1 protein-coding gene and 1 pseudogene are annotated in these 2,640 nt (G+C 75.8%); both read left to right on the forward strand.

Translation table 11 applies throughout. The annotated features are described in order from the left end of the window. A partial coding sequence (locus CCN33_RS28350; protein WP_086696272.1) for a hypothetical protein occupies window positions 1-838 on the forward strand: 838 nt, incomplete at its 5' end. Between the two features lie 39 nt (window positions 839-877). Continuing rightward, window positions 878-2,640, forward strand: a pseudogene (locus CCN33_RS28355) (hypothetical protein); the annotation flags it as partial.

A 2,640-nucleotide genomic window follows, 5' to 3' on the forward strand; every position in this document is an offset into this window, starting at 1 on the left:
GCCGGCGGCGCCGCCGGCCGTCACCCCCGCCGACGCCGCCGACGCGGCGCGGCTGGTGGCGTTCGGGCTGCAGCCGAAGTTGCAGCCCGCGCGGGACCAGGAGTACACCGAGCTGTTGCGGCGGTACCGGGAGGACGGGGCGTTCGCGCGGCTCGCCGATGCCGTGGCGACCGGGCTGGGGCTCGTGGTGCTGGAGGTGTCGGCGCGGGCCGGGATGGCCGTGACGGCAGCCGAGGACTCGGTGTTCGCGGTGCGGATGGGCGACTACGCCCGCCGTACCACCGCCGACTCCGCCGACCGGTTCCTGCACGGCCTGGCCCACCTGGCCGTCGCCGCGCTGGCGTTCCCCCGGCCCGAGGACCTGGCCGACGACTCCTACATCGGGCGCGTCACGGTCAACGGTGTGGACGCCTTCGTACGGCAGGCGTGCCGCAGGCTGGAGGAGCGGGCCGAGCAGTCCGGGGAGAACACCGACCCGGTGAGCGACGCCCCCGGTCTGGAGGCCGCCTGGCGGATCTGGGCCCGGCGCAGCGCCACCGGCGCCACCAAGGACGCCCGGCGCCCGGCCGCCTCCACCACCGGCATCGTCGCCAAGGCGCTCGGCTTCCTCACCGAGTCCGGGTTCCTCCAGCGCACCGGCGACGACCACGGCGGCACCTACCGCACCACCGCCCGCTACCAGTTGCAGGTGCGGGACATGGCGGGTGGCGCGGCGCTCAGCGAACTGCTGGAACTGGGCGTGGTGACCGAGACCGGCGGCACCGCCACCCTGCTGCCCGCCGAGGACACCGACGACCTGGACCTGGTGGCCGACGCCGGGCTGCCCTTCCACTCCTGACCCGCCCGCACCTTTTCGAAGACCTCACGAGAGTCCGCCATGTACGAGCTGTCCCGCGTCCGCCTCTACTCCATCGGGCCCGCCGGCGCGCGCTACGCCGACACCGTGCTCGACCTGCGCGGTGTGGGTGCCCCCGTGCCCGATCCGGCGCCCACGCAGGCGGAGTTCTTCGAGGAGGAGCCGGTCGGCCCGCCGCGCCGTCCCGCGCCCGCCGGTGTGCTGTTCCTGGAGAACGGCGGCGGCAAGTCCGTCCTGCTCAAGCTGATCTTCTCGGTGATGCTGCCCGGCCACCGCAACACCCTGGGCGGCGCCAGCTCCGGCGTGCTGCGCAAGTTCCTGCTCGCCGACGACTGCGGACACGTCGCGCTGGAATGGCAGCATGTGCAGACCGGCGAGTGCGTGGTCGTCGGCAAGGTCAGTGAGTGGCGCGGCCGTCAGGTCTCGGGCGACCCGCGCAAGTTCGCGGAAGCCTGGTACTCGTTCCGGCCCGGCCCGGGTCTGAGCCTGGACAGCCTGCCGGTCGCGGAGTCCACCGCCGTACGGCCGCTGGTGGAGGGCGCCTCCGGGGCGCAGGGGCGCCGGCGCACCATGAAGGGCTTCCGGGACGCCCTCACCGAGGCGGGCAGGAACTACCCGCACCTGGAGGCGCACTGGGAGGAGACCCACGAGCGCTGGACCGAGCACCTCGGCGACCTGGGCCTGGACCCCGAGCTCTTCCGCTACCAGCGGGAGATGAACGCCGACGAGGGCGAGGCGGCCGGCCTCTTCGCGGTGAAGAAGGACTCCGACTTCACCGACCTGCTGCTGCGCGCCGTCACCGACACCCGTGACACCGACGGCCTGGCCGACCTCGTCGGCGGCTTCGGCAACAAGCTGGGCCGCCGCGCCGAACTCATCGCGGAACGCGACTTCACCGCGGGCTCGGTCGACCTGCTCGGCCGGATCGTCGAGGCGACCGACGCCCGCACCCGCGCGCGGGAGGTGCACACCGGTGCCGAGCGCCGCACCCGCACCCTGGCCCGGCGGCTGTCCGCGCGGGCCGTGCGCGAGCGGGTCCGCGCCACCGACCTCGCCCAGCAGGTCACGGCCGCCGCCGACACCGTCACGCACAACGAGGGCGCCCGCGAGCGCAGCTCGCTGATCGCGGCCGAACTCGCCTACCGCAATGCCTCGTTGGCGTTGGCCGCCGCCGACAAGGCCGCCGCCGCGCAGAAGCGCGAGCTGGCCGACGCCCGCACCTTGCACTCCGCCTGGCAGGCCGCCGAGGTCGTGCTGCGCCACCGCGCCGCCGCCGACCGGGTCGCCCGCGTCGCCGCCGCCATCCAGGAGGCCGAGCGGGACGCCGCGCCCGCACTCGCCGCCCGCGCCAGGGCCGCCGTCGACCTGGTACGCGCCCTGCACGCGGCCGCCGGGAACGCCGAGGCGCTCGCCAACGAGGAGGAGGAGCGCTCCGCCGCGCTCCAGGAGGTCAGCGACGCCGCGTACCGCGACTCCACCTCCGCCGCGACCGACGCCCAGCGCGCCCGCAGCGAGATCGGGCACCTGCGCCAGCGCCTCACCGAGGTCGAGCAGGAGACGGCCGAGGCGGTCCGCGCGGGCTGGCTGGACGACACCGCTCCCGACGCCGACCCCGCGCGGGCCGCGCTCGCCGCCAGCGACGCCGAGAAGACGGCCGTCGCCGCCTGGGACACCGCCCGCGAGGCGGCCCGCGCGGCCGTCGAGCACGCCCGTGAGACGGCCGCCGCCGAGTCCCGCGCCGAACTCACCGCCGCCCGCGCGGCCGACGCGGCCACCGCCGCGGA

Origin of the sequence: Streptomyces recifensis, from assembly GCF_002154615.1 — a bacterium.
GTDB lineage: Bacteria > Actinomycetota > Actinomycetes > Streptomycetales > Streptomycetaceae > Streptomyces > Streptomyces griseoluteus.